This window comes from Ruminiclostridium cellobioparum DSM 1351 = ATCC 15832 (assembly GCF_000621505.1).
GTDB lineage: Bacteria > Bacillota > Clostridia > Acetivibrionales > DSM-1351 > Ruminiclostridium > Ruminiclostridium cellobioparum.
On the sequence record NZ_JHYD01000044.1, the window covers coordinates 1 to 24,363 of the forward strand.

The 24,363-nt window shown below is 41.2% G+C and carries 25 protein-coding genes; all 25 read right to left on the reverse strand.

Annotation, left to right across the window (positions count from 1 at the left end; genetic code table 11):
* A partial coding sequence (locus T344_RS0115870) for a helix-turn-helix domain-containing protein (protein ID WP_027629533.1) occupies positions 1-211 on the reverse strand: 211 nt, incomplete at its 3' end.
* 111 nt (positions 212-322) lie between these two features.
* Positions 323-1,012 carry a flagellar type III secretion system pore protein FliP gene (locus tag T344_RS28440; RefSeq protein ID WP_242842095.1) on the reverse strand — a complete coding sequence of 230 codons (690 nt, stop codon included), beginning with the start codon at positions 1,010-1,012 and terminating at the stop codon, positions 323-325.
* A gap of 1 nt (position 1,013) precedes the next feature.
* Positions 1,014-1,508: a flagellar biosynthetic protein FliO gene (locus T344_RS0115880; RefSeq protein ID WP_084331254.1), complete on the reverse strand. Its 495-nt coding sequence runs from the start codon at positions 1,506-1,508 to the stop codon at positions 1,014-1,016.
* Between the two features lie 211 nt (positions 1,509-1,719).
* Positions 1,720-2,082: a response regulator gene (locus T344_RS0115885; protein ID WP_004626232.1), complete on the reverse strand. Its 363-nt coding sequence runs from the start codon at positions 2,080-2,082 to the stop codon at positions 1,720-1,722.
* 37 nt (positions 2,083-2,119) lie between these two features.
* Entirely contained in the window at positions 2,120-3,331 is a 1,212-nt protein-coding gene (fliY, locus tag T344_RS0115890; protein WP_027629535.1) for a flagellar motor switch phosphatase FliY, read from the reverse strand.
* A 1-nt stretch (position 3,332) separates the two neighbouring features.
* The gene (fliM, locus tag T344_RS0115895) at positions 3,333-4,319 is read right to left on the reverse strand and encodes a flagellar motor switch protein FliM (RefSeq protein WP_027629536.1); all 987 of its coding nucleotides are present in this window, start codon (positions 4,317-4,319) and stop codon (positions 3,333-3,335) included.
* 12 nt (positions 4,320-4,331) lie between these two features.
* A complete protein-coding gene (locus T344_RS0115900) occupies positions 4,332-4,844 on the reverse strand; it encodes a flagellar basal body-associated FliL family protein (protein ID WP_027629537.1) in 513 nt (170 codons plus the stop codon).
* Positions 4,845-4,928: 84 nt separating this feature from the next.
* Complete coding sequence (locus T344_RS0115905; protein ID WP_027629538.1) at positions 4,929-5,129, reverse strand: flagellar FlbD family protein; 201 nt, start codon at positions 5,127-5,129, stop codon at positions 4,929-4,931.
* Positions 5,130-5,258: 129 nt separating this feature from the next.
* Entirely contained in the window at positions 5,259-6,602 is a 1,344-nt protein-coding gene (locus T344_RS0115910; RefSeq protein WP_027629539.1) for a flagellar hook protein FlgE, read from the reverse strand.
* Positions 6,603-6,694: 92 nt separating this feature from the next.
* Positions 6,695-7,099, reverse strand: coding sequence for a TIGR02530 family flagellar biosynthesis protein (locus T344_RS0115915; RefSeq protein WP_027629540.1), 405 nt, complete (start codon positions 7,097-7,099; stop codon positions 6,695-6,697).
* A 13-nt stretch (positions 7,100-7,112) separates the two neighbouring features.
* Positions 7,113-8,000: a flagellar hook capping FlgD N-terminal domain-containing protein gene (locus T344_RS28445; RefSeq protein ID WP_034861814.1), complete on the reverse strand. Its 888-nt coding sequence runs from the start codon at positions 7,998-8,000 to the stop codon at positions 7,113-7,115.
* 16 nt (positions 8,001-8,016) lie between these two features.
* Positions 8,017-9,585 carry a flagellar hook-length control protein FliK gene (locus T344_RS0115925; RefSeq protein WP_034861817.1) on the reverse strand — a complete coding sequence of 523 codons (1,569 nt, stop codon included), beginning with the start codon at positions 9,583-9,585 and terminating at the stop codon, positions 8,017-8,019.
* An 81-nt stretch (positions 9,586-9,666) separates the two neighbouring features.
* Entirely contained in the window at positions 9,667-10,533 is an 867-nt protein-coding gene (locus tag T344_RS0115930; RefSeq protein ID WP_004626983.1) for a MotE family protein, read from the reverse strand.
* Positions 10,523-10,984, reverse strand: coding sequence for a flagellar export protein FliJ (gene fliJ / locus T344_RS0115935; RefSeq protein ID WP_004626987.1), 462 nt, complete (start codon positions 10,982-10,984; stop codon positions 10,523-10,525). Before fliJ ends, T344_RS0115930 begins: the two co-directional genes overlap by 11 nt.
* 69 nt (positions 10,985-11,053) lie before the next feature.
* Complete coding sequence (gene fliI, locus T344_RS0115940; protein WP_027629542.1) at positions 11,054-12,358, reverse strand: flagellar protein export ATPase FliI; 1,305 nt, start codon at positions 12,356-12,358, stop codon at positions 11,054-11,056.
* Between the two features lie 61 nt (positions 12,359-12,419).
* The gene (locus T344_RS0115945) at positions 12,420-13,202 is read right to left on the reverse strand and encodes a FliH/SctL family protein (RefSeq protein WP_027629543.1); all 783 of its coding nucleotides are present in this window, start codon (positions 13,200-13,202) and stop codon (positions 12,420-12,422) included.
* On the reverse strand, positions 13,195-14,214 hold the full coding sequence (gene fliG, locus T344_RS0115950; protein ID WP_004626989.1) for a flagellar motor switch protein FliG: 1,020 nt from the start codon (positions 14,212-14,214) through the stop codon (positions 13,195-13,197). Before fliG ends, T344_RS0115945 begins: the two co-directional genes overlap by 8 nt.
* Before the next feature lie 29 nt (positions 14,215-14,243).
* The gene (gene fliF / locus T344_RS0115955; RefSeq protein ID WP_027629544.1) at positions 14,244-15,824 is read right to left on the reverse strand and encodes a flagellar basal-body MS-ring/collar protein FliF; all 1,581 of its coding nucleotides are present in this window, start codon (positions 15,822-15,824) and stop codon (positions 14,244-14,246) included.
* An 82-nt stretch (positions 15,825-15,906) separates the two neighbouring features.
* Positions 15,907-16,215: a flagellar hook-basal body complex protein FliE gene (gene fliE / locus T344_RS0115960; protein ID WP_027629545.1), complete on the reverse strand. Its 309-nt coding sequence runs from the start codon at positions 16,213-16,215 to the stop codon at positions 15,907-15,909.
* Between the two features lie 14 nt (positions 16,216-16,229).
* Entirely contained in the window at positions 16,230-16,673 is a 444-nt protein-coding gene (gene flgC / locus T344_RS0115965) for a flagellar basal body rod protein FlgC (RefSeq protein ID WP_027629546.1), read from the reverse strand.
* 2 nt (positions 16,674-16,675) lie between these two features.
* Positions 16,676-17,089, reverse strand: a complete 414-nt coding sequence (gene flgB, locus T344_RS0115970) for a flagellar basal body rod protein FlgB (protein ID WP_004626917.1) — start codon at positions 17,087-17,089, stop codon at positions 16,676-16,678.
* Between the two features lie 115 nt (positions 17,090-17,204).
* Positions 17,205-18,527, reverse strand: a complete 1,323-nt coding sequence (gene trmFO, locus T344_RS0115975) for a methylenetetrahydrofolate--tRNA-(uracil(54)-C(5))-methyltransferase (FADH(2)-oxidizing) TrmFO (protein ID WP_027629547.1) — start codon at positions 18,525-18,527, stop codon at positions 17,205-17,207.
* 195 nt (positions 18,528-18,722) lie between these two features.
* Positions 18,723-20,840 carry a type I DNA topoisomerase gene (gene topA, locus T344_RS0115980; protein WP_027629548.1) on the reverse strand — a complete coding sequence of 706 codons (2,118 nt, stop codon included), beginning with the start codon at positions 20,838-20,840 and terminating at the stop codon, positions 18,723-18,725.
* 422 nt (positions 20,841-21,262) lie between these two features.
* Entirely contained in the window at positions 21,263-22,387 is a 1,125-nt protein-coding gene (gene dprA, locus T344_RS0115985) for a DNA-processing protein DprA (RefSeq protein WP_027629549.1), read from the reverse strand.
* A 26-nt stretch (positions 22,388-22,413) separates the two neighbouring features.
* The gene (locus T344_RS0115990; protein ID WP_027629550.1) at positions 22,414-23,949 is read right to left on the reverse strand and encodes a YifB family Mg chelatase-like AAA ATPase; all 1,536 of its coding nucleotides are present in this window, start codon (positions 23,947-23,949) and stop codon (positions 22,414-22,416) included.
* Positions 23,950-24,363: the final 414 nt, after the last annotated feature.

Sequence of the window (24,363 nt, forward strand, 5' to 3'; positions counted from 1 at the left end):
TACCACGATGAACACAGTGATTAGGAGATACAAAATCGTTTCTAGGAGTAAGAGCACGATGCCTTTTGACCTCTTTTGAAATAGTAGTAGGATCTTTACATAAATATTTCGCAATCTCTTTAAAAGGTAATTTGTTGTCTAGTGATTTTTCAATAAAAACTCTGTTATCTAGGGTAAGATGCTTTTGGTTTCCTGGTATTAAGTCAGACATAATTAACTCCTTTCACTGCGGATATGGAAACCAATTTAATTCTATATCAGGTGGTGGAATTTATGTAAGACTAAATTCTATTTAAACTTTTTAAAACTGGAATTTACTTTTTCATTCAAGGGACATCAAAGTACTTGAAACAACAATGTCAATAATCAGAAACGGCAAAAATATTAAAAATCCAAATTTAAAGGCAACCATGAGCTCACTGATCAAAAAAGCCGGTGCCACTATTGTCAATGACAGCTTTGAAGCATCCTGAACCTTAATGGGGTCTTTCTGACCGCTCAATGTCATAAATAGTTCCAGGTCCTTCTCCCTCTTATTGCTGAAAATCTGTTTTACCATCCACGTTTTTATAGTGTCAGAACTTTTTTCAATAGCCTGCTGCGACGTAATTTCACCTTTGGAATAAGGCTGAAAAGCATTATCATTTATATCTGCAAGCACCGGAGTCATAACAAAAAATGTTATAAATAAAGCCAGACCTATTATAACCTGATTTGGCGGCATTTGCTGTGTACCAAGGGCATTTCTCAAAAATGACAGGATGACAATTATTCTTGTAAAACCTGTCATCATTATAAGAATTGAAGGAGCGACGGCCAGCACTGTGAGCATTAACAAAAGCTGAATACTGGACGAAACATCCTTCGGATTTTGAGACGCACCGATATTTATTCCGTCCTGTGTAACAGAAATACTGGGTTCAGCCATAGCCTGTCCGCCCATCAGACAAAAAACAACTACCATAATACATGTTATAAAGATAAACTTTTTAATTTTACTTTTCTTGTTCATTTTATCCCCGTCTATCGTTCATACTGTTGGTTATGTGTTTCAGTTTCTCAAGATTGTTCTTGAACTTGTCATCATTTGAATCCCGTTGAAAATTTTCCGGCACTTTATCAACTACGGTTTCAGCAGGCTTTGTTTCGGCAGCAGCTGCCGCATTCCCGGAATTGAACCCACGAATATATTTCTTTAAAACAGATTTGAAATCTATGACCTCGGATATGGGATTTTTGATTTCTGCTTCTTCAAAATCACTGATATTAACTCTGGCCAAAAACTCCACATTCTTGTTTGAAGCAGAAAGTATAAAAAATTCCTTATCCACTTTCACGAGATGTAATCTGTTATTGACTCCAAGACTGAGGGACTCTATTATTTGCATATAGTTGCCCTTCATCATCTTCTTTGACTTATATGTCAGATATTTTGTTGTCAACAGTAAAATGCCCATAACAACTAAAAATGCCAGGATTACTGTAAAATACCTGAAAATTTGATCCATAGTAACCTCCAAGAGCATATTATGATTTTGAGCCGCAATGAAATAAATTTTTAACAAAACTTATTTGCCACCAGATTTTTGAAGGTTAAAGATCCATTTACTATAAAATATCCTGCTGTTATCTAACAAAAATCATATAGCAGTGGAGAAACCGAGCCATATAAATTTATTACAATCAGCAGGATATTTTCATTAAATGTTTATCTGACCATTAACCTATAACTTTTTTAACCGCCTCAACAACGCGGTCTGCCTGGAATGGTTTAACAATGAAGTCTCTTGCGCCTGCTTGTATTGATTCAATAACCATTGCTTGCTGTCCCATAGCTGAACACATTATGATTTTGGCGTCACTATGTAATTTTTTTATTTCCCTGACAGCTGTTACCCCGTCCATTTCAGGCATTGTTATATCCATAATAACCAAGTCAGGAGTAAGTTCCTTGTATTTCTCTATAGCTTTTAATCCATTGTCGACATCTGCTGCTATATCATAGCCATTCTTGGATAATATATCCTTGATCATCATCCTCATAAATGCCGCATCGTCAACAATTAATATACTTTTCCCCATAACGCTCTCTCCTTAACTATTCGTTAATTTTCATAAATTATAATCGTTTTGATGGATGAATTATATCTGTAATTCTTACACCAAAGCTTTCATCAATTACTACAACTTCTCCCTTAGCAATAGCTTTTCCGTTTACCAATATATCAACTGGCTCTCCTGCAAGCTTATCCAATTCAATTATTGAACCTGAACCGAACTCTAAAATATCTCTTATAAGCTTCTGAGTCCGACCCAATTCAACAGTCACCTGCAGAGGTAAGTCCATTATAAGGCTTATGTTTTTCTTTTCAGATGCGGACAAACCGTCATCAAAAGCCTGGAACTGAACAGGCTGCACACTTACCGGATTTCTCGGCCTTTGCATGTCCTGATAGCCCATATCATACCCATAACCCTGCATTGGCTGCTGCATCATGGGTTGTTGCATCATTGGCTGCTGCATAACAGGCTGTTGCATGACCGGCTGTTGCATTACAGGTTGCTGCATAACCGGCTGCTGCATGGCAGGCTGGGCTTGTGGCTGGGGAGCCGCAGGCATTTCCGGTTCGGGAGCGGCCTTGGCTTTTTCAGAATTGAGCAGGCTGTTGACCAGCTCCTTGGCAAACTTCATTGGAAGCAGCTGCATTATTTCACTGTCAATCAACGTACCCACTACCATCTTGAATGCAATTTTTACAAGGACATCATTCATTTCAAATTCCCCGAAGGGATCTCCGTTACCAAAACTAACAACGAAAGCTTTCGGAGGTGAGATGTCTATTCTCTTTGAAAACATTGAAGACATGGATGTGGCAGAAGAACCTATCATCTGGTTCATAGCTTCACTGATGGCACTTAAATGCAGATCGGTAAGCTCACCTTCAGCTATTACTCCTTCTCCGCCCATCATTAAATCAGTAATGATTTTAACGTCATCCTGCTTTAATATCAAAAGGTTGCTCCCTATCAATCCATCGGTATACTCAACTTTTACCGCAACATATTGTGAAGAATAACTCTTGGAAAGATCAGACCATGAAGTTAACGAAACATTTGGAGTGGTGATGGTAACTTTCTGAGACAACAGGGTAAATAAGGTTGTAGCAGAAGTACCCATACTTATATTGCCAATCTCTCCCAAGGCATCTATTTCCTGAGTCGATAAACCATCATTTGAGCCGGCGCCGCCAACATTATCCGTGGATTCATCCGAAGAGGAAGTGCCATTTAATAAGGCGTCAATTTCTGCTTGTGTAAGCATATCTCCCATTCTATTCTTCCTCCCTTCTAATCACTTCTGTAATTTTCACTGCAATTTTATTCTTTTTAACACCAGGTTTTGCTAAAAACTTCGGCAAATCTCCCACCAGTATCTCCAAATCTCCGTTTATACTCGTTTCAAGCGGCAAAACGTCACCTTTCTGAAGATCAAGGAACTCGCCTATGTTTATTACCGTCTTTCCTAAAACAGCTCTCACAGGAACCAATGTATTTTCAATCTTGAACTCAATATCCTGCTTATTATGTTCAGTCTTTTCATTTTCAATATTTGTGAACCAAAGCTTTGTACTGAGCTTTGGCATTATTGGCTCAACAGTCATATGCGGTATGCATATGTTAATCATACCCTTCACTTCGCCGACTACTACATTGAGAGTAATCAGGGCAACCATTTCATTTGGGTGAATTATTTGAGCAAACTGTGCGTTGGTTTCAATTTTCTCCAGCCTTGGTTTTACTGAAATAATGCTTTCCCAAGGTTCACGCATCAGGTTTAAAATTTGTATTATAATCCGCTCCAGTATTGCCAGCTCAATTTCGGTAAAAGACCGGACTCTTTCCATGGCAGATCCCCGGCCTCCAAGTATCCTGTCTATCAAGGAATAGGCTATACTTGGATCCATTTCAAAAATAACCGAGCCGTTCAGAGGACTGAAGTCCACAATTCCCAATACTACCGGATTTGCCAGTGAATTGCTGAATTCACTGTACTGCAGTGCATCTACCGATAAAACGTCCACCTGCACCAGTGACCTTAAATATCCTGATAAAAAGGTCTGAACCAGTCTGGCGTAATTTTCGTTTATAAACTGTAAAGTTCTCTTATGGTCATTGGCAAACTTCGGTGGCTTCTTAAAGTCATGTAATTTTACTTTCTTTTCAGTTTTGGTGGTTTGAATCTGCTGTACGTCTATATCCCCTGTGGTAAGTGCTTTCAACAGTTCATCAATCTCATTTTGAGATAGTATATCTCCCAATCAGCTCACCTCCTATTGATAAAACCAGTAATCAAAAACTATGGAGTAAACAAGAGGACTAGCCTTTTTATCGTTATTAATCAAAATATCATTTATTATCTTTTTCAAATCCTCGGAGGCTTTTTGTTTGGCATCTGCCTGACTGACATCCTCAAGTGTCAAACCCTGGAAGTAAGTACCTATGGCAGAGTTTATCTCCTTGTTGTAGAAATCTATCTTTGCAGCTATTTCTTCCTCGGATTTCATTCCATCTACTTTTTTGTAATGCTTCATGCATGCACTTAAAACGATTACAGCAACCTGTTTGTCATTGGTTTTCTTAAGATTAAAGTTGGTTTTTTCAAAAATTACCTTATTTGCAAGTTCATCATCGGTTGGAATCTTTTCTGTCACCATAACTATCTCTTTCTCAGGAGTTGAGCCATGGCTGTCGAAAAAGAAATATCCTATTGCAAGGAAAGCAAGCGATATTGAAAGAAATGCAACAATAACCAGTAAAATAAAATAACTGCTTTTTCCTTCCAAAATTTTTTCCCCCTTAACGTTTTAGCTATAATAATACATTAGCAATAATTATTAACGTCTAAATCAAAATAACTAAAGTAAAAATCAAGTCGAAATTTCTTTTATTTTGATAATATTTCCTTTGTATTGTATCACCTTGTCAATCACTTCATCAACACTTTCGAGAACGACATATTTTTTACAGTTTATTGTGGAAATAACTGTATCGGGTGTACTTTCTACAGTTTCAATCAATTCACAGTTCAGCACAAAGGAAGACCTGTTTAGCTTAGTTAATCTAATCATAATATTTTTACTCCAAAAAGACAATAGATAAATTCCTTAAAACTTACAAAATAAGACTAAAAACATTATTTTACTACTACCATGGACCCAAGGTCTTACCCGGGATCCATGGCTGTAATACTATTTAATTTACCTCTTTAAGTTTACCAGTTCCTGGAGCATTTCATCAGAAGTTGTTATAATTCTGCTGTTTGCCTGGAACCCTCTCTGCGTAATGATCATATCGGTAAACTCTCTTGAAAGGTCAACATTCGACATTTCAAGCGTACCCGGACTCAGTGAGCCCACGCCCTCCGAACCTGCCTGAAGTCCCTTTGTAAAGTCACCTGAATTGGTAGTCGGGATAAACAGGTTATCGCCTATCTTCTGCAAGCCCGCAGGATTTGAGAAGCTGGCCAGTGCAACCATTCCCAGAGGCTGCTGCTGCCCGTTGCTGTATATACCTGTCAGTACTCCGTCGGAACCTATGTTGAAGGTAACCAGATTACCGGTTGTATACCCGTCAATATTGGTAGGTTTAACCGAACAGTCGGCCGAGAACATGGTGACGTTGGAGAAGTCAAGAGTTATTTTCAATTCAGCTGCTCCATTGCCTAAGTCTGTGATTAATAATTCGTCAGGTTCAGTTGGAGGCTGAAACTTTCCATTAGCGTCAAATGTAAGTGGAGTGGTAGTACCAGATACTTCATCATATCCTACTTCACCAGTATCAGGGTCTATAGTTTTCTCAAACACCTTATAATTCCACGTATTAGTAGTACCATCTGACGTATTCCAATAGCATATAGAGAATTCATGGGAATTTCCTAAGCTATCGTAGGCGGTAAATGGAACTGAAAACTGGCCCTCTGAAGGTTTTTGTGGATCAAGCATTGTAGGATCAGTTTTAATCGACGAATTTAAATTTCCTGAAAATACGGCATTTGTGGTAGCCTTTGGTGCAATAACTCTCTTGTTTCCATTGAATTCATCATTGTACAGGTTAATGGGTCCGATTTCGGATTCTGTGTCGTATTTTATCGTTCCGTCAGGCAGTCTGTCATATTTCATCCACCCGTACACATTCATGCCGCTGCCCGATACAAGGTTGCCCAGCTTGTCAAGACCGAAGTTGCCTGCTCTTGTAAACTTGAAGGTATCGGCATTTGAACCTTTTACAATGAAGAAGCCTTCTCCTTCAATTGACAGGTCGGTTGGATTGTCGGTTCTCTGTGAGCTTCCTCTTGTCATCATTGTGTCGATAGCTCCGACACCTGTACCCAGACCGATCTGCATGGGGTTGGTACCCCCTCTGCCCAGCGCTGCGTCAGGTGCGCCTGCACCTCTTAAAGTCTGGTTGAACACTTCCTGGAAAGTTACTCTCCCTGACTTAAAGCCAACTGTGTTTACGTTGGCAACGTTATTACCAATAACGTCCATTCTTGTCTGGTGTGCTCTTAGTCCCGACACACCAGAAAACATTGATCTCATCATAATTAAGTGACCCCCTATTTTAGGTTATCCCGGGTTCCGTCCGTCATTCGGGAACCCTTTTCAGCTTCCCCTAAGGGTCCAGCTGATTGTTGTCATGCAAAAATTGCACCGTCGATATTTGTAAAAACATTTTCCTTCAACTCATTGTTGTTTACTGCGGTAATGACAGTTTTACTTGGTACATTAACCACAAAAGCCATATTGTCCAGTATCACCAATGAATCTTTTACGCCTTTTTGCTGAGCCATGGAGACTGCGTTGTTTATCTTGTCCTTTTGAGTCTGTGTCAGATCAATATTTCTGGCCTGCATTCTCATCTCAGCATGTTTTGAAAATTTTACTGCCCCAGTCTTGTCTATTGCCTGCTGCAGGATATTTTCAAAACCAACTCCGTTAACATTAGCGGTATTGTTATTTTTTACACCGTTTGTCTGAATTCTTCCGGGTGTTAAAGGCGAATTAATTATCCTGTTTGGAAAATTATTGTTAATCACCATAACTCACCTTCTTTCAATTTCCGGTTGTGCCGTCTTCTGCCGGTGTCTCCTGTTCTCCGGTTCCGGCCTCCTGTTTCCTGATATTTGATACGCTGTACACTGAAACATACAAATCGTCAAGAACTGCTGTAATCTTTCCTGTCTTCTCATCAAGATTATAGCTCTTCAACGTTGCTGTTACAGGAACCTTGCTGCCGGTTTCGGAATCCTTGATGGTTATCTTTACTTCCTTGCCCAGATTCTGTTCCAGATAGTCCTTGGTATAAGCAGGACTTGTTGATTTTGCACCTGTTACCTCAGCTATTTCCACATCAACATCATCCATTACCGCGTAATCTTCATTAACGCCTTTCTGGATCTCTTTTACATCGCCGCTCAGGTTGATCAGATTGCCATTGGATGAATCATAAACAGCACCTTTGACTCTGAAGCCTATCAGGTTTGTATATTCCGACAGGTTGCTGTAGGTGTTGTAAATGCTGTCATTTACTTCAACCACCTTATCGGCTTCGACCTCCTGATTGTTTACAAGCAGGAATGCCTTTCCGTCCCTCATTTTAACTGTAGTAACGTTACCTGTGACGGTTTTGACCTCAAAAGTCTTCGGATCGGTAATATTGGCAGTTACATCCTTGCCTATCATATTGAACGCCTGGGATTTTGTCAAAACCCCGTTCATGTTCTGCATCTGTTCCAGAGAACTGAACTGTGCCATCTGTGCAATAAATTCCTTGTCGTTTGTAGGTTCCAGAGGATCCTGATATCTGAGCTGCGTTACCAGCAGGTTCAGAAAATCGTCCTTTCCAAGCTCTCCGCCGGTTTTTCTGGTTTCCTTCTTGCTCTGGGTGCTTTGAATAATCTGATCTATTGTCGGATTATTTGATACATTGCCTGTTGCCATTCCAAACCTCCTTCCTCTATGCTGTCAGATTGATTGTATTGGTTTCATATGAATATTGAGCGAGTCTTTCAGGTAAAGTCTCCAGAATATTTCCGGTTACTCCAATACCTTCCTGCCTGCCCTCCCCATGCTTGACCCTGTCTGCCGAACCGCTGCTTTTGCCTGCATAGGAATTTTGCTGCTGATAATCGCCTTTTCTGTCCTGGCCCACCTGAACGCTGACAGAGTCAATTGAAATACCCTGTTTCTCAAGTGAATCCTTGAGCAGCTGCATATTGGTTTCAATTATTTCCTTAACCTTCTGGTTTTCAGCAATAAACTTTGCAGCAACGATACCCTGTTCTGTAACAACTTTCAACTCAAGCTTGCCCAGATGGTCAGGCTTCAGCTGGATAACCATTTCAGACTTGTCCTGGCCCAGTATGACTTTTGCATTTTCAACCACCTGATTCATGACTTCGGTCGTTCTGACCGGCTGCGGCATTGTAAACTCGGATTTTGTAACGGTATTCTGGGTATTGGCCATATTGACCTTTACATCTCCGAACACCTGCACATTCTGCTGCTGATTCTGGTCGTTGGACACGTTGACCTGAACTCCCGCGGATTTGGTATCAACCGCTGAAGCTGCTTTATCGGAAGCTGCTGCTTCTTTTACAGTCACATTCTCTTCAGCCCCGTCTGTTTTGGTCTCTTTCTTTATTTCCGGTTTAACACCGATATTTTCAGCTGTGTTTTCCGGTTTTAAGGAAATTTCCGAAGGGTTGTCCGAAACGCTGCTCACACTGACCCTGTTCTGTGCCTGTGCCTTCATAGAAGCAAGAATTTTTGAAATCTCCGAGCTGATTGATTCAGAATCGGTTTTTCCCTCTTTGATCATAGCGTCAATTTTAGCTTTTAAGTCAGCCGACAGTTTGGCCAGCTTATCGGCATCAAGACCCGTACCGTTGTCAGAAGCGGCGGTTTTAACAGTTGATTCTGCGGCTCCGGCATCTGCGGTTTTTTCAACTGCTCCAGCCTGCCTGCCTGCTTCCTCCGCCATTTTTAACAATATCTCTTTTTGAGAATCATTAAGTTCCAGTACATCTCCCAGCTTTTGAACAAAAAGGGCAAGTTTCTTCACATCTTTAAGATCTTCGGCAGAAAAACCAAGCTGCTTTGCCAGCTTCATCAATTCGTTGGGTGATATTCCAAACATTTGAGCAAGCAATACGATTTGATCATCGTATTTATCCTCTTTTGTCATGGTCCCAGATACTGTATCAAGTCCTTCTGACTGCGCTCCGCCCGACACTTTCCTGACATTTGACTGATTTGAAACGGCTGCTCTTTCAGCCTGTACATCCCTGAAGGAATTGTACTTCGGCTTCACCTCGGCATTCCCGGAAGCCTGTCCGTCATTATTTGAATTCAGAGCATTGGATGTATTCTTTGCAGAATTGGACGAATTGTTTAATGTCTTATCAAATACCGATTTAAAGTCAGATGAAGAAGAGCCCTGGGAAGTTCTTGCCTTCAGGTTCACCAGTGAATTGTCATTGTTCTGGGAAACCATGAGCATTGGTGCGTTATTATATGAAATCATTTTTTCACCTCCTTTCAATGCATTTTTCTTCTATATAATAGGAGCAGGCTGCCGCCTTACCCTCTATTAACCTTGTAAGCGTTATTTCTGCTGGCTGGAAGTTCCCACATTATAGACCTTTGCCAACTCTTCGGTCACCTTTGCAGCAAAATCCGGAGTCATTTCAGTCAAAATTTCGGCTGTTGTCTCCTTTTTGAGATTTTTCATTATCTCAATTATCAAAGACATCTTTCCTGTTCCCATCTGTTCCATAACTCCAGCTACAGCCGATGCATCCATATTTTCATAAATGGATACATATTTCTTCACTTCATCGTTCATTTTCTGATCCTTGAGCACCTTTTCATATAAATCGGCAGCTACCTTGGGATCAATCTTGTCAAAGTAATCCTTATATGCTTTTGGATCTCCTTTAGCTATAACGGCCGACATCTCATCGTAGTCTTTCTTTAATGCTTCATATTCGGCAGCCTGTTTCTGCTGGGCTGCTTCAGCTGTCTGTCTCTGCTGCTGCAGAAGTGATGAATCGGTGTCCTTTGCGGATAGCTGGCTGCTCAGTTTTTCAACCTGGCCATTCAGTTCATCCACCTGCTTTTCAAGTGCCGATTTATCAGCTCTTACCTGGGTATATTTCTGTCTTACCTGCTCTTCAGTCATATTTTTTTCGTCCTCAGGTTCCGGCTTGTCCGGAAGTGCCAAATTCATTACCGGTATCTTTTGTATGGTATCTCTCATATTGTCGGCAATCCCGTTAACATTGTTCTTAATGGCAAAAAAGAATGCGCCTCCCACAATCAAAAAAACAAGTAATAAAGCTGCCACAATGGATAAAACATAAAACAGAATACTGTTCTTCTGAGGACCTTCCTTATCAGTAACCGGCTTTTTATTTAATTTTTTTGAACTTTCTTCAACTTCCGGTATTTCGGCATTTTTTTTATCGGGCATTTTTCTCTCCTGAACCGTCTTTGAATTTATAGCTGTTTAATTCATCTATTAAAAGCTGTTCTGATTTATTTTCTTCTTTTAAATATTCCTCATATTTTTTTTCTTTCAGTTTCTCTATGATTTTGCGTTCCTGCATTGCCTTGATGAGAGCTCCTCTATTTATATCGACATCATTTTGTGCATTATTTACATTTTCTTTCTGTGATACAATCTTATTTTTCATTAAAGCAAAGAAACCGTTATAATTCTTCACCTGGTATACGGGAATCCCCTGATCAACTGCCGAAGAAAGGCTAGTCATTGATGCTTCTTTAATATCCTCCAGTTCATTCAGGCATTCCCTCTGGTACTCCAGTTCTCTTGCGGCCCGGGCAAGGTTGTTTTTTGCATTGTCTTCAATTTGAGTTCTGAGTTTAAGCACTGATTCAAGTCTGAAACCAAATTTCTGCACTCCCACACCTCCCGGCAATTCCGATCTTCTAAATTCCAAGCTTTAATATACAGCAGATATTGTTTGTGATCACTTAAGCAGATTCAATATATTTTCATGTACTTCATCAAAGGACACCTTGTGATCTGTTTCCTGCTGCAAAAAAGCAGTTATATCATCAATACATTCTATGGCATAGTCAATCTTGTCATTGCTGCCTTTTACATAGGCTCCGATGTTTATGAGATCTTCCGCATCCCTGTGGATGGCCATGGTCTTTTTTATATCCGAAGCACTTTTTTTGTGCTCTTTATCGATAATATCACCCATTACCCTGCTGACACTGGCCAGCACATCTATTGAAGGATAGTGATTTTTATTGGCAAGGGCTCTCGACAACACAATGTGACCGTCCAATATTCCTCTTGCTGTATCTGTAACCGGCTCTGTCATATCATCACCGTCAACCAGAACGGTATACAGGCCGGTAATGGAACCCTTCACATCAGTTCCCGCTCTCTCCAGCAGTTTGGGGAAAACTGAAAATACCGACGGAGTATACCCACGCGACACAGGAGGTTCTCCTATGGAAAGCCCGACTTCCCTCTGAGCCATTGCATATCTGGTAAGGGAATCCATCAGGAGCAGTACATCCTTTCCCCTGTCCCTGAAATATTCGGCTATGGCTGTGGCGACCATTGCGCCTTTCAGTCTTATGAGTGCAGGCTGATCGGAGGTTGCAACCACTACTACAGATCTTGCCAAACCTTCTTCAGTCAGATCTCTTTCTATAAATTCCCGGACTTCTCTTCCTCGTTCCCCTATAAGTGCGATTACATTGATATCGGCTTTGGTATTACGTGCTATCATACCCATCAGAGTACTTTTACCGACGCCGCTGCCTGCAAAAATCCCCACTCTCTGACCCTTGCCGATTGTAAGGAGTCCATCTATCGCTCTGACCCCTAAAGGCAAAGGTTCGGTTATTCTCTTCCTTGTCATGGGATTCGGAGGTTTGTTGTCGGTCCTGTAAAAATTTTTGGTGTTCACAGGGCCCTTATCATCCATAGGTCTGCCAAGCCCGTCCAGAACTCTGCCTATAAGTTCTTCTCCAACTGCTACCTTCAGGATGTCACCATTTGCGGTAACTGTACATCCGGGACTTATTCCCGTCATGTCCCCCAGTGGCATGAGAAGTACCTTTTCATCCTTAAACCCTACTACTTCCGCCTTAAGCGGTCCGCCCTTCGACACGTGTATATGGCATAAATCGCCGATACTGGCCTGGGGACCATCGGCCTCTATAGTAAGACCTACAACCTTTGATACTTTACCTATATAGTCAATATAATCTTTAGTCCCTAACGCATCTCGGTACTTTTTAAGGTCTATCACTATAATCGTGACCTCCCGGACAAAAGTTTAGTAAATAGTTCAAGGTACACATATGCGTACCTTAACTGATTTTTTCTTCCAGCAGCTCTTCAAAATCATCAACAATTTTCTCAAATTTTGTATCGGTGCCGGCATCTATGCTTCCAAAAGGTGTTTCTATGACACAGCCGCCTTCCTTTAAGGACAGATCTTTTTTTATCTCAATTTCTTCAGATCTTTGAAGCATGTTGGCAAGCTGTTCCTTGTTTTCATTGACATAATCAAAGTCCTGCTCGGATAACTTAAGCATGGCCTTATGATCCTTTGAACACTTTTCAAAGGCCTCCTTCACCAGAAGCAGGATATTTTCCTTACATTGAAGTTCTTTGCTTATGACTTTTCTGGCAATATCAATGATTGTATTGACCGCATCCGACTCCAACGAATCCAATACCTGTCTGTATTCCATTCCTGCCTGCTCTTTTATTTCCCTTGCCTCCCGGAGCAAGCCCTCATACTCTTCCTGAGCCTGGGCAATGCCGACATTATAACCTTCTTCTCCGGCCTCCTGCAAAGCCTTATCCCTTAATTCCTGCACTTCAACCGAAGCTTTTGATATAATATCCTTAGCCTCCAGAAGTGCTTCCTTTATTATGTAATCTGCTTCGATTTTTGCTTTATTTAAGATTTCTTCTCCCATAGCCTGGTAATCCACTTTCGGAAGCTCTTCCTGCCGTGCCTGACCGATCTCCCTGCCGGGATTATTTACCCGTAAAACCGGAGGCTGATAGGTTACAGGTGATTTTACCAAAAATGGGATTCCCAAATTAACCTGATTATTTTTAAATATCTTGTTATTAGACAATTATTTCATCTCCTCCGCCTCTGGAAATAACTATCTCACCTGCATCCTCTAACTTACGGATGATATTGACAATCTTCTGCTGTGCTTCTTCAACATCCTTAAGTCTAACAGGTCCCATAAATTCAAGGTCTTCCCTTATCATTTCACTCAAGCGCTTGGACATATTTGCAAATATAAGCTTCTGCACATCGTCGGTCGCACCCTTGAGAGCAACTGCAAGCTGATTGTTGTCAACTTCCCTGAGAAATCTCTGAATTGATCTGCCATCCAAGGTGAGTATATCTTCGAATACAAACATACGTCTTTTAATTTCTTCGGCCAGATCTGTATCTTCAATTTCAAGAGTTTCCATAATAAACTTTTCAGTACCCCTGTCAACAGAGTTCAATATGTCGACTATGGATTGAACACCACCGGCAGCCGTATAATCTTCAGTTACAAGTGAAGACAGCTTCTTTTCAAGTATTCGTTCCACTTCCTTTATTACATCAGGTGAGGTTCTGTCCATTGTTGCGACTCTTCTGGCAACATCGGCCTGCTTGTCCTGCGGTAAGGCCGAAAGGACAACGGAGGCCTGGTGCGGCTTTAAATATGCCAGTATCAGCGCAATTGTCTGCGGGTGCTCACCCTGAATAAAGTTTAAAAGCTGGGATGGGTCGGTTTTTCTTACAAAATCAAAAGGCCGGACCTGTAAGGAAACAGTGAGTTTATTTATAATATCAACAGCTTTCTGAGTACCCAACGCCTTTTCAAGTATATCCTTTGCGTAGCCGATACCACCTTCGGCAATATACTCCTGAGCAAGACATATCTGGTAGAATTCATCCAGAATCCTTTCTTTTTCATCAGGAGTTACCGCACGTATATTGGCTATTTCCAGTGTAAGCTGCTCTATTTCGTCTTCCTTTAAGTGTTTAAATATCTCGGCAGACTTTTCAGGTCCTAACGAAATCAGCAGCATGGCCGCTTTTTCCTTGCCGGTATATTCTGTCTTGGTGCTATTTCTCGTCAAGTTTTCCACCCCACAAATAATAGACTCAATTATTCATAATCATCAGTTAACCAATTGCGGAGTAATTGAGCAACCGCATCAGGTTTTTGCTTGACAAATTTCTCAAGCTGCTTCTTAACTTCCGATCTTTCTTCTATATCAATCTCAGGAATAGGCTCCTGCTTAACTTCCACATTATATTTTGACGGAATTACTATTTCTTCTGCACCTGCAAGTAAAGGTTCGAGTTCCTGCTTCTTTGCTTTCCTTGGCAAGGCTACAATTACAAGCGCTATCAGCATCAGTATCAGGAGTGCCGGTAATCCATATGTAGAAAGTAAAGCCTGTATGGTTTCTGCCATAGTAGGTGTTTCCTGAACAGGCGCTGCAACCTTAAGCTTTGTAACTGCCAGATTTTCCACCGGAATTCCAGTCGCTTTACTTGCCAGATCCTTTACCTGGGTGATCAAATCATCAGTCAACTTTGAATCATCGGGAACGCGGCTTCCATACAATAACGTAATAGCAGCAGTTGTCCTCTCCGGAATAACCTCTCCCAGAGATTTCTCAATTTGCTTTGAAGTCTCATTATATGCCCAGTTTTCAGTTGTATCGGATTTTTTGTATGATTTTGAATCAGAAGAACCCATAGGATATGAAGGGGTCGTGCCGGGATTTGAATTGACTCCTGCAGCAGTATCGGCGGAATCACCGTTCTTCAGATCTTCCTTTACCTCTTTCCTGCTGACTATAGCGCCGGTTTCCATTCCATCGGGATTTGAAATTTCTTTTGACGATTGGGATAATGTATCGAAATCCAGAACAGGATTTACTACAACCTTGGCTGCATCAAAACTGTCAAACTGATCATTCAATACTTCTCTAAGATTTTTTTCAAGATCGCTTTTTACTTTCTTTTTCATGTCATACTGTGTTGATGTTTTCTGCATGCCGGTTTCATCCTGCTCTATACTGAGAGGATTTCCATCCTGATCCACAATAGTGACATTTTCAATATCAAGGCCTTCTACACTGCTGGCAACAACCTTCACCATACTTTCTGCCTGTTTAGGTGTTATGTCACCAATTTTCGTAATTACTACAGAGGCTTTGACGTTTTTAGTGTCTGTATCATCAATAAAAAGCGTTTTTTCAGGTTTTGTGATTGTAACACTTGCGTCTTTAACATTTTGAAAAAGCTTTAACTGTCTGGCAATATCGGATTCATCAAGCTGCTGCCATATATGCTTTTTGTCACTTTCAGTAGTGTTGATTTTTATACTGCTCAAAGCATCGGCAAAAGTAAGACCATTTTTGGGATATCCGGCTGAAACCAATTCAAAGTGAGCTGTATCACTATCTTTCATATTAACTATTATTCCGGATTTATCGTCTGTCAGCTTGTAAGATATACCTTTTTCAGTCAGAATTTTTTGCATTTCCGCGACATCAGCAGGTTCGGCATTGTTTATGACAGTTGTATAAGACGGTCTTGTAAGTAAGAACAGTCCTAATCCAACCGCAACAACGACTATTCCTGATGTGATATAGATTCTGATTTTTTGTGACTTATCTAAGCCTTTCCAAAATTCCTGAATCGGCTTTAATATTCGAGATAAAAATTCTGGCAAATCTACCACCTCGATTTATAGTTATTTTGTCTTTTGTACTGGCTCTGATGCCCAATAACATATTGAATAAACATTAAGTAAACTAAATTTGCATTCTCATTATTTCTGAATAAGCATCAAGTATTTTATTCCTGATCTGCATTGTAAACTGCAATGCAACACTGGCCTTTTCACCGGCAAGGAGCACTTCGGGAATATTATCCGTTTTGCCGAGAGCAAAGTCCTCTTTTAACTGGTCTGAATTGTTCTCCAGATCGGTTACTTTCATAAGGGCGGAGTTCAGATATTCACCAAAGCTTATACCGGAAGCTTTGCTCTCCTCATTTATATTGCTCAGCCCTACGCTATCAGGGATTAATTGCTTAACTTCCGAAATACTGTTAACTGACATATGTATCCTCCGAATTATTTACCAATTTCCAGAGCTTTCAGTGCCATGGATTTAGTTGCATTTATTGAAGTAACATTAGCTTCATAGGAACGTGTAGCTGAAATCATATTTACCATTTCTGTGACTATATCAACATTCGGCATGCTTACATAACCATCTTTATCTGCATCGGGATGACCGGGATCATACACCTTTTTAAAATCGGTAGGGTCTTCAATTATCTTGCTGACACGTACGCCCTGTCCATCGGTCAGATTGCTGCCGGCATTGGAGAGTATTGAGGAAAAAGAATCTTCTCCTGTACGCTCCTCAAATATGACTTCTCTTCTTCTATAGGGTGAACCATCCTTTGTTCTTGTAGTATTGATGTTTGCAATATTCTGAGATATTGTGTCCATTCTGAGTCTCTGGGCTGTCAGGCCCGAAGCGCCGATATCAAGCGAAGTAAAAAAACCCATTTTTAACTTCTCCCTTCTGAAATAACACTCTTTATCCTGCTGTAACTGCCATTGATCATTTGAATAAGGGCATTGTATTTAATCTGATTTTTAGCCAGATTAGCCATCTCACTGTCTATATCAACATTGTTTCCATCAATCCTCATACTGGAATCGGAATTATCCTCAACCAGCGCCGGCTCAATTTTTTCAACATTGCCGCTGTTTATCGGAATATGTCTTTTATCGGTAAGATTGCCTTCCAGACTGGTCTTTCCCATTGAATCGTTAAGAAATTCTTCAAAAGCAATATCCTTACGTTTATATTCAGGAGTGTCAACATTCGCCAAATTTTGCGATATAACATCATTTCTGGCCCAAGCTGCATTCAGCGATTTTTCCAAAACACTACTTTTACCGTATAAATTTTGTATCAACTCAAAAGCACCCCCACAAAAATATTACATAATCGAATATTATTAGATAAATTCTAGCATATTAATTTTAAAAAGACAATAAATATAGATAGAATGTGACTTAATATAGGACTAATTACTCAACCCAATTTTTAACATTTGCATATATATGGGATAAAATACTCAGTGATTTGACAGCATTTTCTGCATTTCTTTTCCTTTTATCGCGAATATCCGAGCTTATATTACTAAATAAACCAAAATTTACATTCATTGGCTGGAAATTTTTAATGCTCGGATCGGATATATAATTACTTAACGCACCGATTGCCGTATTGGCTGGAAATTCCACCCTCTCCTTGTCCAATATCCGGGCAGCCGCATTTATTCCTGCCAAAAAACCCGAGGATGTGGATTCAATATATCCCTCCACCCCTGTAATCTGGCCTGCAAAATATACGGAATTGTTCTTTTTCAGATTATAGGTATTATCAAGAAGCTTTGGTGAATTTATATAAGTATTTCTGTGCATAACGCCATATCTGACGAATTCTGCCTTCTCAAGGCCTGGAATAAGACTGAATACCCTTTTTTGTTCGGGCCATTTTAAATGGGTTTGAAAACCTACAATATTATATAGAGTTCCGTTTTTGTTATCCTGTCTCAATTGAACAACAGCATACGGCCTTATGTTTGTCCTGGTGTCCATGAGCCCAACCGGCTTCAGCGGGCCGAAGCGCATGGTATCAGGTCCCCTTTGGGCCATACTTTCTATGGGCATGCAGCCTTCGAATACCATGTTTTTTTCAAATTCCTTTATATGGGCAAGCTCTGCACTCACTAAGGCGTTGTAGAAGGTTTCATACTCTTCCCGGTTCATGGGACAGTTTATATAGTCCTCTGATCCGCGTCCATACCTTGCAGCTTTAAAAGCCCTGTCCATATTTATTGAATCATATGAAACAATCGGTGCAGCGGCATCAAAAAAGTGCAGGTAATCCTCTCCCAGCATTTCCCGTATGGAATTGAACATTCCCTCGGAGGTCAGCGGCCCCGTCGCAATTATGGTGATGTTATCATCCGGGATACCTGTCTGCTCCCCGAAAATGATCTCGATATTGTCCATTTCCCTTATCGCTTTTGTAATATATTCTGCAAAACCCTCACGGTCCACGGCAAGAGCTCCTCCTGCAGGTACTCTTGTAGCATCGGCAGCCTTCAATATTAACGAGTCCATGGTTCTTAATTCTTCCTTTAACAGACCAACCGCATTTTCAAGCTGATCCGACCGGAGCGAGTTGCTGCATACCAATTCCGCAAAATTCGGGGAATGGTGGGCAGGAGAATATTTTTGGGGCTTCATTTCATAGAGCTTAACAGGTATCCCCCGCTTTGCCAGCTGATAAGCAGCTTCACAGCCTGCCAGACCCGCTCCTATCACATTGACTGTTTTGTTCATATACCCTCCGTATGATACATTACTTATTCAAATAATGTACTATCAATATTATAAAATATACATGTTATAAATAAATTAGCCTTATGTTAAAACCATTATTAAATAAAGTTAATATTCCCATACACTAAATAAACCGAAAGGCTTTTATGCACTTCCGGTTTTATTATATCATTTAGTTATCCTTTTGGACTGAACCTATTTGGTCTTTTTTGCAGTATCTTCACTGTTGCTTGGACATTTTTCATTGCTGCATTTAAGTTCGTTCTTCCTGCCAGAAGACTTTTTCAGCATAAAGCTGCCGCATACACTGCAGGTTTCGTTGCTTGGCATATCCCAGCTCATAAACGAGCATTCGGGATTCCTTTCGCAGCCGATGTACTTCCTGCCCTTTTTTGTCTTTTTGTATAATACTTTTCCCTGACAGAGAGGACACAATACTCCGGCTTCTTCAACAATAGCCTTTGTGTTCCGGCACTCCGGGAATCCGGGACAGGCCAGGAATTTTCCGAATCTGCCATGCTTAACAACCATGTTTCTGCCGCATTTATCACATATTACATCTGAAATTTCTTCAGGTACTTCAACGTCACCGATGGATTCCTCGGCCTGTTTCAGCACTCCTGCAAATGAGGAATAGAAATCCTTCATTACGTCCTTCCATGGCTTTTCTCCGTCTTCCACAGCATCCAGTTCATTTTCCATCTGGGCTGTAAATTCCGCATCTACAATATCCACAAAATGCTTTTTCATTATATCGTTCACTATTTTTCCAAGCTCTGTGGGCAGCAGGAATTTCTTTTCCTTTATCACATAACCTCTGGACAGAATAGTAGTTATAGTGGGAGCGTAAGTACTCGGCCTGCCTATGCCTCTTTCTTCAAGTGATCTTACCAGGGTTGCCTCGGTATATCTGGCAGGCGGCTGTGTAAAATGTTGCTTGGGAGTATTTTTCTTAAGCTCCAGAACATCTCCCTGCACCAATTCAGGCAGATTGTTGTTCTCCTCCTCGTCGCGCTCTTCGTCACTGCTGCCTTCGGTATCCCTGCCTTCAATATAAAGTACCATGAAGCCCGGGAATTTAACTTTGGAACCGTTTGCCTTAAAGATGTACCTGCCTGCCGATATATCGGCACTTACGGTGTCATAAACCGCAGAGGACATCTGGCTTGCTATAAATCTGCTCCAGATCAGCTTATACAGCTTGTATTGTTCAGCGCTCAGCGAGTCCTTTATATCATCGGGTGCCATGTCTATATAGGTAGGACGGATAGCTTCATGGGCATCCTGTGAAGCCGATTTGTTTTTATATACCTTGGGAGTCTGAGGAATATAAGCCTGCCCGTATTTCTTACTGATATATTCCCTGGCTTCACTTTGTGCCTCGGCAGATATTCTGGTGGAGTCGGTTCTCATATAGGTTATGAGACCAACCGAACCATGTCCTTTGATTTCAACGCCTTCGTACAGCTGCTGGGCCACCATCATTGTCCTCTTGGTCGTAAAGCCAAGCTTTCTGGAGGCTTCCTGCTGCATTGTACTTGTTATGAACGGAGCCGCTGCCGCGCGCTTTTTTTCCTGTTCCTTTACTTTTTTAACAATGTATTGGCTTTTTTCTATTTCTTTTAAAATTGAATTGACCTGTTCCTCATTGCTGAGCTCAAGTCTTTCATTTTCAGTACCGTAAAACCTTGCTTCGAAGTTCGGACTTACTTTGGGTTTGGCAAGCCTGGATATAATGGTCCAATACTCCTGGGAAACAAAATTATCAATTTCTTCCTCTCTGTCGCAAATCATTTTTGTTGCAACAGATTGAACCCTGCCGGCACTCAAACCCTTCTTTACCTTTTTCCAAAGCAAGGGGCTTATCTTATACCCGACAATTCTGTCAAGAACTCTTCTGGCCTGCTGTGCATCAACAAGATCCATATCAATTTTTCTGGGCTGCTTTATTGCACTTTTAACAGCATTCTGAGTTATCTCATTAAAGGATACCCTGCATTTCTGACCATCATCTATATTCAAAAGATTAGCCAAATGCCAGGAAATCGCCTCACCCTCACGGTCAGGGTCAGTAGCCAGATAAACTTTTTTTGCAGCCTTTGCTTCCTTCTTAAGCTTGGATATAACATCACCCTTGCCTCTTATGGTGATGTATTTGGGCTCAAAGTTGTTTTCTATATCTACTCCAATTTGACTTTTAGGCAAATCCCTTACATGACCAACCGATGCTTCCACCTTATAGCCTTTTCCCAAAAACTTGCCGATCGATTTAACTTTTCCGGGAGACTCCACAATAACCAGGTTATCAGCCATTTTATTCCTCCGTGTTAATTCATGTGCTTTTTGATATTACAATTTTTATCAGACAAATACTAATTTAAACTGCTTTTTTAAATCTGTCAACCTTACATTGAGGTTTTGTACTGATAAAATAGTAAATTCTGTAATTATTTATGAATATTTTTATAATTTTTATACCACATACTTAATTCTGGAATTATTCTTTCATCACTTAATCAAATTATGCACATATTAAATAAAATTATGACATCAGGCTGATATTTATATATGCCCGGTGGTCTGTAACATCTGAAGCGTATATTGGCCGGTGAGGAAAGTTTTTGCAGCATAAGGCGGAGGACGAAGGCAATACTGTATGTACTGGCAAGGGCGGCAACGAAATTCTGCGGGAATTTAACCGTCGGCAATATGTGATTTTTAGATGTTACAGGCCGCTAGAGGTACATTTCAAAAATTTTCCCCGGCTGCTGGGTAATGACACCCTTCATTTCAAGCATGAAAAGAATATTGTTTATCTCCTTTACGGAAATATTGCTCCTTTCAATTATCTCATCAATGTGGCGGATACCTTTTTGAATTATTTTTACAACATGTATTTCTTCTGTACTCAAACCCATATAGGTCTTCAGTCCGGTATTTATGCCTGTTCCGGAAGTTTGCCCTGAAGGTTCATTTATTTTTACATCCTCCCTATAGTCAAACTCCTCCAGTATATCCTCCACTCCCAGTACCATTTTTGCACCGTCCCGTATCAGCCGGTTTGTGCCCTTGCTGTAGGAGCAGTCAATATTTCCCGGAACGGCGAATACTTCCCTTCCCTGCTCAAGCGCATAGCCGGCGGTTATCAGTGAGCCGCTCCTGCCGGCGGCTTCCACTATGAGAACGCCGGAGGATATTCCGCTGATTATTCTGTTCCTGGCCGGGAAGTTGTGCTGGAGCGGAGGGGTCCCGGGAGGGTACTCGGAGAGTATCAGTCCGCCCGAATTTAATATGTTTTCATAGAGCCGGAAATTCTCGGGCGGGTAAATGTAGTCAAGTCCGCAGCCCAAAACTGCCGCTGTCCTCCCGCCTGCGTCCAGACAGCCCTCATGGGCAATGCTGTCGATTCCTCTTGCCAGACCGCTCACTATCTGAACACCTCTCATGGCAAGCTCATAGGATAGCTTTTTGGCTGCCGAAGCGCCGTAATTTGTTGTCCTTCTCGACCCGACCACTGCTATTGAAAATTCAGACAGTCTGAGCTTTCCCCGGTAATACAGGGCAACAGGAGGATCATAAATATGTTTCAGCTTTTCGGGGTAATTGCTGTCAAAGATGGTAGCCATTTTAATATCATTTTTAAGCATTAAATCGTTTACTGAATTTACCCTTTCCCTTTTTTCCTTATTCAGAATCTCTTCTATATTTTTCGGTGAAAGCTGTTTATATGCTCTAAGTTCCTGCACTGTAAGGTAAAAAATTATTTTGGGCTCCCTGTAAGCCTCCAGCAGCTGTCGGGCTTTGACAGGGCCCAGGCCCGACAAGGATGAGAACCATATCCAATAATCAATGTCTCTCATTGCACTCTCCTCTATTGTTTTTTGTATTAATATTTCGAAACCAGCCTGTCAAAGCTCCTGTACTGTATTGCCTCTGCAACATGCCAGGATTTTATTGCATCAGCTCCTTCCATGTCTGCAATAGTCCGTGCAACCTTCAGGATTCTGTCATGTGCCCTGGCACTCAGGCCCAGCTTTTCAAACGCCCTCCTCAGCAATTTTGAGGTCACCCGGTCAAGCTCACAGTATTTTCTTATAAGGGCAGGGGATAATTCGGAGTTTGAAAAGATGCCAAGACCCCGGTACCTCTCCAGCTGTACATTTCTCGCCTTATTGACCCGTTCCCTGATCACGGCCGAAGGTTCCTCCTCACCGGCCTTTTCCAGATCATCGTACCTTACAGGCCGTACTTCGGTATGTATATCGATCCTGTCCATTATAGGACGGCTGAACCTTCCAAGATACCGTTGAAGCATTTTAGGAGTACAGCTGCACTTCCTGGAGGGATCTAAATAGAAACCGCATTTGCAGGGGTTTGCCGCGCAAACCAGCATTGTTCTGGCAGGATAGGTAATACTGTTGTTTGCCCTGGAAATACATATTTCTCCGTCCTCCAGAGGCTGCCTGAGGACTTCGGCAGCCTCCGGGCCGAACTCGGGAAATTCATCCAGGAAGAGAACACCGTAGTGAGCCAGGCTTATTTCACCAGGCTTTATTGGTTTCCCTCCTCCTACCAATGAAATGTCTGAAATTGTGTGGTGGGGATTTCTGAAGGGTCTGGCCGAAATGAGTGAGGATTTGTGGGGAAGAAGGCCTGATACACTGTATATTTTGGTCAATTCCAGAGCCTCGTCGAAAGTCATCCGGGGCAGGATGGTGGGAAGTCTTTTTGCCAGCATGGTTTTTCCGCTGCCGGGAGTGCCCGCCATCAGCAGGTTATGTGCCCCGCAGGCCGCAATCTCCATCGCCCGCTTAACACTTGCCTGCCCTTTCACATCGCTGAAATCCATGGAGTCGGAAATACTCTGTGAAAATATGCTGTTGATGTCTACTGTATAGGCCGGAATGACTTCCTGTCCGTTGAGGTGCCTGACGATTTCCAGAAGACTTTTTACGGGAATTATGTTTATATCCTTTAAGACGGCTGCCTCGTCAGCATTTGCGTCAGGCACGAATACATTTTTTATCCCGTTGGATCTCGCACAGCAAGCCATGGATAATATGCCCTGTACAGCCTTAATCCGGCCGTCAAGTGATAATTCTCCCAGAAACATATAGGAGCCCAGCTCTGTTGACGGAATTATTTCCGATGCAGCCAGAATGCCCACTGCCACTGCCACGTCATAAAACGAGCCCTCCTTGCGGAGATTGGCAGGGGCAAGATTGATTGTTATGCGCCTGACAGGAAAGTCAATACCGCTGTTTTTGACGGCAGCTCTGACCCTTTCCCGGGATTCCCTGACAGCGGTATCTCCCAGGCCCACAATATCAAAGCTGGGAATTCCGTTGCTGATGTCAGTTTCAACCTCCACTATGCAGCCGTCAATTCCTGTAAGTGCGCAACTGTTGATTTTTGAAACCATAAAAATTTCCTTTCCATATTAAATTTTATTAATTTTGATATATGCCGGATCAACCAGATAACTGCATTTTGATATAAAATATCCATCATACAGTATGATTATGTTTGGAACAGAATTGACTCACAATTTTAATATACTTGTGTAAACATTACAGATAATAAACTGTTTTTAATTAGTGATCTGGATATAAAAGATTAAAATTTATATCTATGCAAATTATGAGATTATTGATTTCCTTTAAAGGAATACAGATTGAAAACTATCCTTTTTAAGTATAGCACAGCTATTTTAAAAAATCACCTATTTTTTACATAAAAGCAAACAGCTCCACAAACTTACCATGGAGCTGTTTTAAAAGTATTTATTAATATACTACTAATTAAAATTCTTTAATTTAATGCTGTTCTACCACTC

Bases quoted from the DNA above. Each gene is read 5' to 3' on its own strand.
- T344_RS0115910 (WP_027629539.1), bottom strand. From the start codon at position 6,602: ATGATGAGATCAATGTTTTCTGGTGTGTCGGGACTAAGAGCACACCAG.
- trmFO (WP_027629547.1), bottom strand. From the start codon at position 18,527: ATGAACAAAACAGTCAATGTGATAGGAGCGGGTCTGGCAGGCTGTGAA.
- T344_RS0115930 (WP_004626983.1), bottom strand. From the start codon at position 10,533: ATGCCCGATAAAAAAAATGCCGAAATACCGGAAGTTGAAGAAAGTTCA.
- T344_RS0115990 (WP_027629550.1), bottom strand. From the start codon at position 23,949: ATGGTTTCAAAAATCAACAGTTGCGCACTTACAGGAATTGACGGCTGC.
- dprA (WP_027629549.1), bottom strand. From the start codon at position 22,387: ATGAGAGACATTGATTATTGGATATGGTTCTCATCCTTGTCGGGCCTG.
- T344_RS0115905 (WP_027629538.1), bottom strand. From the start codon at position 5,129: ATGATTAGATTAACTAAGCTAAACAGGTCTTCCTTTGTGCTGAACTGT.
- flgC (WP_027629546.1), bottom strand. From the start codon at position 16,673: ATGGGTTTTTTTACTTCGCTTGATATCGGCGCTTCGGGCCTGACAGCC.
- fliY (WP_027629535.1), bottom strand. From the start codon at position 3,331: ATGGGAGATATGCTTACACAAGCAGAAATTGACGCCTTATTAAATGGC.
- topA (WP_027629548.1), bottom strand. From the start codon at position 20,840: ATGGCTGATAACCTGGTTATTGTGGAGTCTCCCGGAAAAGTTAAATCG.
- T344_RS28440 (WP_242842095.1), bottom strand. From the start codon at position 1,012: ATGAACAAGAAAAGTAAAATTAAAAAGTTTATCTTTATAACATGTATT.
- T344_RS28445 (WP_034861814.1), bottom strand. From the start codon at position 8,000: ATGGCAACAGGCAATGTATCAAATAATCCGACAATAGATCAGATTATT.
- T344_RS0115925 (WP_034861817.1), bottom strand. From the start codon at position 9,585: ATGATTTCATATAATAACGCACCAATGCTCATGGTTTCCCAGAACAAT.
- fliE (WP_027629545.1), bottom strand. From the start codon at position 16,215: ATGTCAGTTAACAGTATTTCGGAAGTTAAGCAATTAATCCCTGATAGC.
- T344_RS0115885 (WP_004626232.1), bottom strand. From the start codon at position 2,082: ATGGGGAAAAGTATATTAATTGTTGACGATGCGGCATTTATGAGGATG.
- T344_RS0115880 (WP_084331254.1), bottom strand. From the start codon at position 1,508: ATGGATCAAATTTTCAGGTATTTTACAGTAATCCTGGCATTTTTAGTT.
- T344_RS0115915 (WP_027629540.1), bottom strand. From the start codon at position 7,099: ATGGTGATTAACAATAATTTTCCAAACAGGATAATTAATTCGCCTTTA.